This window comes from Salipiger mangrovisoli, assembly GCF_015223355.1.
Lineage (GTDB): Bacteria > Pseudomonadota > Alphaproteobacteria > Rhodobacterales > Rhodobacteraceae > Salipiger > Salipiger mangrovisoli.
In genome coordinates this window covers 1-7,135 of record NZ_JADFFK010000059.1, presented here as the reverse complement: position 1 = coordinate 7,135, position 7,135 = coordinate 1, and the positions used below count along the sequence as shown (strand labels likewise).

Below are 7,135 nucleotides of genomic sequence, written 5' to 3'. Positions count from 1 at the left end.
GCCCGCCGTGGCATCCTGATCAGACCCGGACCTCTCCGAAGGTCGACGCTCCTACACCACGCGCGGGGGCACTATCCCATCGCATGCTCTGCGTCAGGGCCGATCCGCGCGAGACGCAAGAGATGGTCTTCGACGTACACGACCGGGCAGTCGCCGTCTTCGTCGGTGCCTGTGCGCCGGGCCTCTGCGACAGCGTCCAAGGTCCGCCGTCGCTGCGAGGAATGTCCGGTGAAGCGCCATTGGTCTGAGCCGCCGGCGACGGACGAAAAGACGGCGGTGGAGACGATCTTCCTGGGACGGGAGCGGGCCTGCAATCGCAGCGTCCCGCAGGGGTGCGGGCATTGTCTTGTCGATCCGCGGTCCAACGGGCGTGACCCGGTGGCGCAGCGATGAACGGCCCCGCGCGCCTGAATAGGCATGGGGAAAAGGCCACCCGTCGCGCTCCGGCAGGATGGAAAGCCCGTGGGTGAGCATGCGCGCGACTTCGGACGCGGCAAACACGTTTACGACCCGCTGCAGGACATCCACGTGCCCGAACGGCAGCCTGGTGCCCTGCGCAATGGTGCCCCCTTCAAGCAGGGGGATCTGCCACCTGCCATGCGGCGCGTTCAGCGCAAGCTGGGCAGAGCCCCCAAGGGCGGCGGGTGGATGTTCGCAGCGCGGAGGTCCTGGAGCAGCAGCGCATGGTCGTGCTTACCCACTGCCCGGCAGGGCATTGCAGAGCAATGAGCCGAGAGCGGCGGCACCGGACCCGGCAAGGCGCATCTGGACAAGGACATCGTCGAAACCGGCAAAGAGAGCTGGCGCTTCAAGACGCGCGCCGGGTCAGCTTGGCCAAGCTGGCAGCGCGACTGGGTGGATGCGCCGAACGAGGGGTTCAATGTGGGCGGCGCTGACTGGCACCGGCATGAAGTCGGTCGAGAAACGCGTGCAGATCCACGAGTTTGTCGGCAGACAACGCCTTCTCGGTCTTGGCGAGACCGCCGCCCGCGCGTTCCGGGAAGGGCAGGTTTCCGGCGGCACGCATGGCTGCAACGCTGATCGGCAGGGCGAGGACCTCTGGCACTGGGAGCTGCGCCGATGCCTGCGCTGATGGCAGATCAAGCCGGAGCCCCTCCCCGGTCCCCATCTGAATGGCACACGCAGCCGTCATTGCGCATTGCGCCGATGTCGCGCAGCACGGTTCTGCGGCACTGGCCCGCCTCTTCGGCATGCGCGTCCACCGTCGACGTGCTGTTTCGGCGAAGTCTGCGCACAATACCGCCATGACAGAGGCGAATGGTCATGCTGGCACCCCCACAACAAACGGGTGCATATTTCGACGCTGTTCGCTTCTGCACCGGCTTTGCCGAACAAATCTCTCAGGAGAACATCGGGGGCGCGGCGCGCCAGGTGGGTTGCGCAGGGCAAACGGCTCAACGCCGACGGCAACCCGCAGTATCTGGACGACAAACAGGATGCGGTTCCGCAAGGCGCAGGAATTGACCTGGGCAAAGTGATCAAACTTGGCGTCCATTCGATGGGTGGTGATGACGCCTGAAGAACTTCGACCCGATCGGCCCGCGGTTTGGAACCCGTCGGCCTGCCCCGCCGATGACCTTGGTGGGGGTCTCGCGCCTGGAGGTGCCGGGTTCGCTCTTCGAGGTCGAAGCGACGGCCGCCGCCTGAAACGAAGAGGTCATTGGGGACCATGCCATCGACGGTCGCTCGGCGTGGCGTTCCAGGGCCAACGGGTCGCTCGGAACGCGCCGGTCTGCCGGACCTCACCGACAGTCGAGACAGGATCGAAGGACGCGGCACGCGGATGCGCCGCCCCGCGATCGCGGTGCATTGTCCCGACGACCCCACCAGACCATCGTCGTGAGGCAGGCGGAAACTTCCGGCTCCGCACCGTCCAACCGCGAAGTGCAGATCTTGCCGGCGGTTGTGGGCACCATAGCGCGGTGGCACTATGGGCCGCACTCGTGGACGGTGAACTCTGGTCAGGTTAGAGAATGGTTGGCATCAGGATGACCAATTGATCTTCGATCTTCCGGATACGCCTATTTGCCTGACATGCCTGCTGAACTCTATCCGCAGCGCTGCGGAAGCCGACTTATGGAACGACAAATGACGAACAGTGTAGAAGTTTTGGTTGGAATTATCGGGGCTGGCGGCTTTGCGCGTGAGGTCATGCCGGTTGCGCAGGACTTTCTCGCGAAAAGCTTTGCACACGTCCCCGAAGAGTCAGTGAAAGTCGTTTTTGTAGAGACCACGCCGTGCGCTGCGCTCTTGAACGGTTATGAGATCATGAGCGAGGCGGATTTCTGCACCGCAGACGTCAAGAATAAGTTTTTCAACATCGCGATAGGCTCATCACGGCACAGGAAGGATATTGGCGATCGCCTGCTGGCCTTTGATTGCGAACCTATTTCGATATTGGCGGGATCTGCGCGAATTTATGATCAAAATCAAATCGGGGATGGTGCGACGATATGTGACAACGTCATCATCACGTCAAATGCGCAGATCGGGAAGTTCTTTCAAGCCAATATATACTCTTACGTCGCGCACGACTGCGTGCTCGGGGACTATGTCACGTTTGCCCCCCGCGTCAGTTGCAACGGGAATGTGCATATCGGGGACTTCGCTTACATTGGGACCGGCGCCGTCATCAAACAGGGTGCCAACGGCAAGCCCACAATCATTGGCGAAGGCGCAACCGTGGGCATGGGTGCTGTCGTGACGAAAGATGTGCCCCCGTATACAACGGTTGTCGGAAATCCAGCCCGATTGCTTCAAAAAACGTAGGCCAATTCTCGCAGAATTCGGCCAGCCGTCTTAGACGCGCCAAAGACTATCATGTTCGTGTGCCATCCCTACGATGGGGCCCTGCTGCATCCGACGAAAGCGAGAGCAAGAGATCGGATGCTGGCCTGCTGCCGGCCTCGCGGATGCCGGGTTGGGTTTGCATAGGTGGGGCGGCTCGATGAACGCCGAACCAGACAGGTCAGCAATGAAGATCGCGCCTCGGGTCGCGGAGCCTCTTGAGGGCGTCAAAGGCGTCCGCGCGGGCGGCGGTCACCCTTCAACCTTGCGGACGCCCCCTGACCTTGAAGGCCGTGCGATCGCCTGCAGGCGGTTTGTCTCATGCGCGGCTGCGATCATCCGAACGCTCTTGTCACTCACGATGGATCAGTCGCTGCCGCCCGCGCCCGGACAGTTCGACGCATAACGGGTTCACGTTCTGGCACGATGCCGCGGACCAGCGCAGCCCGCCAAACTGCGTTTCGCGGTCGTGACGACGGACAGGGTGCCGGGGGCGCACAGTCAAACAGGCAACGGCAAGCCGCGCAGGCAAAAGGCGACCGGCAAGGTTGGACAAATCTGCCCCGTGCCGCTATGCCCGCCCCGGGCAGAGCAGAGGAGCTCTGCATGCGCGATTCATGCGAAATGTCGCCGCTTATCGGTCGGGACTTTGGGGCCGTGGTCCGGTGTGCGGTTCGCGTCTTCGGCAGCAGCAGATGCAGGAAGGGCATGCCATGACAGGCGACACCGAAATGAGACAAGCCTCCGCGACCAGGTCGGTCGGCGCGCCTCTCGTGTCCTTGGTGGTCATGAGCTACAATCAAGCCGAGTTCATCGCCGAGACCGTCGCCGGGGCACTGGCGCAGGATTACCCCAACCTCGAGATCGTCTTCTCCGATGACGGCTCCGGGGATGACACCTTTGCCCTCATCGAACGCGCCGTGGCGGGCTACGCCGGGAAACATGCGATCCGGCTCAACCGCAACACCCCCAACATGGGCTTCATCGGCCATCTCAACCACATCTTCTCGCTCTGCCGGGGCGAGCTCATCGTCTACAACGCCGGTGACGACATCTCGCTACCGACGCGGGTCTCGCGGCTGATGACCGTGGCGCAGGAAAATCCAGAGCTGCTGCTGATCCACTCAGACGCCTTCGAGATCGACGCCGCAGGCGCCCGCACGGGGGCAATCAACAGCCGCCGGGACGCGCTCGACGCCATGCCTCTCAGCCGGGCAGCAACGGCGATGGGCCTATGCACCGGGGCGACCTGCGCCTGGCGCCCGGAGGTGATGACCCGATTTGGTCCAATCGTCGAGGAGCCGACCTTCGACGACCTGATCTTCTGCTTCCGAGCCCTGATGACCGGGGGCGTGGTGCATGTTCCCGAGCCGCTGATCGAATACCGCGTGGGGGTCGGCCTTTCGAACATGGAGAGCCTTCGCGACCTGCCCCTGGACGCCATGGAGGCGCGCACCCAAAGGCTGCTGAAGAAGCTCGACCTGCGCTCCGCCACGCTACGCCAGCGACTGCGGGACTGCCGCACCATCGGCGCTGCGGAGCTGGAAAGCGTGGTCGCGCAAGAACTGGCCACGGTCGATTACGGCATCCGGCTTCTGCGCGAACCCGGCTTCGACCGCTGGTCGCGCCTGCGTTCCTTGGGGGCGCTACGGGAGTCGCTGCGCGTGCGTACCCGCTTGCGCAAGAAACTGAGCGCCCGAAACTGACGGGACCGGATGCGGCCAGCGCTTCTCCCGCCCGCTAGTCCGCGCCCTCTTCGATCAGCGCGATCACCCGGTCCACGTCCTGATCCGACAGGTCGGGGTAGATCGGCAGGCAGAGCACCCTCTCCGAGGCCTGCGTCGCAATGGGCAGATCGTGGCGGCTGCTGGAGACGAACTGGCGGTACATGGGAAACTCGGTGATCAGCGGGTAGAAGTAGCGGCGCGGATGCACGCCGTGCGCCTTCATGTGAAAATAGAGCTGATCGCGGGTCAGCGGATAGTCCGCACCCACGAGGATTGGGAAGTAGGCGAAGTTGGGCTTCGCCTCGCCTGCGTCGCCCAGAGGGTGGATTCCGGCCACCTGCGCCAACCGCGCACGGTAACGGGCATCAATCTCGCGACGTCGGTCGATAAAGCCGTCAATGCGGTCGAGAAGCGTCAGGCCAAAGGCCGCGCCGACCTCGCTCATCTTGGCGTTCAGACCGGTATCTATAACCTTGATTTCGCCGTCATGGCCGAAGTTCTTCAGCTTATCGATCTTGTCCTTGATCTCGGGGTTCGGGCTGATGATGGCACCGCCTTCCATGGTGCTGAACACCTTGGTCGCGTGGAAACTCAGCACCGAGAGATCACCGTGGTTGAGCACGCTGCCACAGTGGCAATCGACGGCGAAGGCGTGGGCGGCATCGTAAATGACCTTGAGGCCGTGGCGCTTGCCGATGGCGTCGATGGCGTCAACATCAGCCGGATGCCCGAAGCAATGCACTGCGAGGATGGCCGTCGTTTCCGGGGTGATCGCCGCCTCGATCTTGGCCGGGTCGATGTTGAGAGTCCGCGGGTCCACGTCGACGAAGACCGGCTTGATCCCGCGCCAAAGCAGGGCATGGGCCGTCGCGACGAAGGAGAAGGGTGTGGTGATCACCTCGCCGGATATGTCGAGTGTCTGCAGGGCGGTAACCAGCGCAAGCGTGCCATTGGCAAAGAGCGAGATCTGATTGACGCCGAGGTATTCCACCAGCGCCGTCTCAAGACGGGCATGGTAGGGGCCGCAGTTCGTAAGGATACCATTGTCCCATATCGCCTTGAGATGCGGGATCAATTCGTCCAGCGGCGGCAATGCGGGCTTGGTGACGAAGATATCTGGGGTGGTGCTCGCATCAGCGGCAGCAGCGGAAGGGTCGCGTGTGTCGTTCAATCTCGAAGGTCCTAAAAGTCCCCAGAGGTATGCAGGAAGGCGGCGCCTGATTCAACTGACTTTGCCGCGCAATTCCCAGGCTTTTCCCATTGGCATTGGCAAGGCCGCTCCGGGACTGGACTTTCACGCGATTAATTGGGAGGAACGATCGGACACAGGAGGAGGCAGACGTGAGACCCTTCGGCAGGCGCAAGGCGCAGACGCAACCCAAGGTACCCCCGACCGTGCAGTCGCTCACAACCCCCGCGGGACTTCGCGGGACGGTGCAGAACATCGTCGAGCCGGTTGCCCTCCTGGACGAGCGCGCCGAGGGGCTCCACCGGTGACGCAGCCATGACACCCTCCCTGCCGCTTTCCGTGCGCCCCGTCTCTGAACGGCACTACCCCGAGGACATGGCTGTCACTTTGACGGTCTGCTGCGTGACCTACAACCACGAGGCCTATCTTGCGCGCTGCCTCGACGGCATTCTTGAGCAGCGCTGCGAATTCCGTGTCGAAGTCATCGTGCATGACGATGCCTCCACCGATGGCACACCCGCGATCCTCCGAGACTATGCCGCGCGGCACCCCGACGTGATCCGGCCGATCTTCCAGACTCAGAACATGTATTCCAAGGGCCTCAACCCGCAGTACGGTTTCATCTTTCCCGCTGCGCGCGGCGAGTTCATCGCGATCTGCGACGGCGATGACTTCTGGAGCGACCCAGACAAGCTGGCCCGGCAGGTCGCCGTACTGCAAGCGGAGCCGGACGTGGCGCTGACCTATGGCAGCGTCCGGGCCATTTCGGACGAGGGGATCATCGAGGACTATGTCGGCGGCCTGGAGCGCGACCTGAGCCCTGACGATCTCAAGCTCGGGCGCCCGATCAACACGGTGACGGCCTGCTATCGCAACATCTTTCTGGGCCGCAAGCCACCGGAATACATCCGCAATTCGTCCATCGGGGATCTGACCGTCTGGGCACTTCTCGGAGCCCATGGCCGCGGCCGCTTTCTGCCGGATTTACCGCGCGCAAACTATCGCATCCATGCGGGCGGAACGCTGTCGATGCAGAAGCGCGACCAGAAGATGGCCATGGCGCAACTTGCGCAGGCCTGCATCGGGTTGCACCATCTCGTCAGCGGTGACCACAGGATGTACCATCGATCGATGCGGCGCTTCCTGAAAATGGTCAATGACACGGACCGCCACGTTTACCTGGAGCGGCGTTTGGACGAAACCTCGCTGCTGTCACTGCTGCAACAATGGCTGCGGGCGCGCAGGAAATAGCCCGCTGGAGGTTCGGCTGTCGCGACCTTCCGGCCTGCGGGCGGCGCGGCGCTCGCTGTCTTGTCGCTTAGGCGGTGCCGGGGCCCCTCCCCCGGGGCGCCCTCGGGAGCCTCGCCTGTGGTGCCGGATTTGGCGCTGGGTCTCTCGTCGTTGTTAAGCC

Annotated in this window: 7 protein-coding genes and 1 pseudogene; 7 read left to right on the top strand and 1 reads right to left on the bottom strand. The window is 63.2% G+C overall.

The window, feature by feature from the left end; genetic code table 11:
* Window positions 1-80: 80 nt before the first annotated feature.
* The 5 genes and pseudogenes from IQ782_RS30105 to IQ782_RS29065 form a co-directional block, all read left to right on the top strand.
* Window positions 81-639, top strand: a pseudogene (locus tag IQ782_RS30105) (hypothetical protein); the annotation flags it as partial.
* A gap of 241 nt (window positions 640-880) precedes the next feature.
* Window positions 881-1,093, top strand: coding sequence for a hypothetical protein (locus tag IQ782_RS29080; RefSeq protein WP_194138154.1), 213 nt, complete (start codon window positions 881-883; stop codon window positions 1,091-1,093).
* 216 nt (window positions 1,094-1,309) lie between these two features.
* Window positions 1,310-1,540, top strand: coding sequence for a hypothetical protein (locus IQ782_RS29075; protein ID WP_194138153.1), 231 nt, complete (start codon window positions 1,310-1,312; stop codon window positions 1,538-1,540).
* A gap of 569 nt (window positions 1,541-2,109) precedes the next feature.
* Complete coding sequence (locus tag IQ782_RS29070) at window positions 2,110-2,790, top strand: acetyltransferase (protein WP_194138152.1); 681 nt, start codon at window positions 2,110-2,112, stop codon at window positions 2,788-2,790.
* Between the two features lie 749 nt (window positions 2,791-3,539).
* The gene (locus IQ782_RS29065) at window positions 3,540-4,514 is read left to right on the top strand and encodes a glycosyltransferase (RefSeq protein ID WP_194138151.1); all 975 of its coding nucleotides are present in this window, start codon (window positions 3,540-3,542) and stop codon (window positions 4,512-4,514) included.
* A gap of 34 nt (window positions 4,515-4,548) precedes the next feature.
* Here IQ782_RS29065 and IQ782_RS29060 read toward each other — a convergent pair whose 3' ends face one another.
* Window positions 4,549-5,706, bottom strand: coding sequence for a DegT/DnrJ/EryC1/StrS family aminotransferase (locus IQ782_RS29060; RefSeq protein WP_240989664.1), 1,158 nt, complete (start codon window positions 5,704-5,706; stop codon window positions 4,549-4,551).
* A 170-nt stretch (window positions 5,707-5,876) separates the two neighbouring features.
* Here IQ782_RS29060 and IQ782_RS29055 point away from each other — a divergent pair, with 170 nt between their 5' ends.
* Both IQ782_RS29055 and IQ782_RS29050 read left to right on the top strand, forming a co-directional pair.
* Window positions 5,877-6,032: a hypothetical protein gene (locus IQ782_RS29055; RefSeq protein WP_194138150.1), complete on the top strand. Its 156-nt coding sequence runs from the start codon at window positions 5,877-5,879 to the stop codon at window positions 6,030-6,032.
* A 7-nt stretch (window positions 6,033-6,039) separates the two neighbouring features.
* Complete coding sequence (locus IQ782_RS29050; protein WP_194138149.1) at window positions 6,040-6,975, top strand: glycosyltransferase; 936 nt, start codon at window positions 6,040-6,042, stop codon at window positions 6,973-6,975.
* Window positions 6,976-7,135 lie beyond the last annotated feature (160 nt).

Bases quoted from the DNA above. Each gene is read 5' to 3' on its own strand.
- IQ782_RS29050 (WP_194138149.1), top strand. From the start codon at position 6,040: ATGACACCCTCCCTGCCGCTTTCCGTGCGCCCCGTCTCTGAACGGCAC.
- IQ782_RS29070 (WP_194138152.1), top strand. From the start codon at position 2,110: ATGACGAACAGTGTAGAAGTTTTGGTTGGAATTATCGGGGCTGGCGGC.
- IQ782_RS29065 (WP_194138151.1), top strand. From the start codon at position 3,540: ATGAGACAAGCCTCCGCGACCAGGTCGGTCGGCGCGCCTCTCGTGTCC.
- IQ782_RS29080 (WP_194138154.1), top strand. From the start codon at position 881: ATGTGGGCGGCGCTGACTGGCACCGGCATGAAGTCGGTCGAGAAACGC.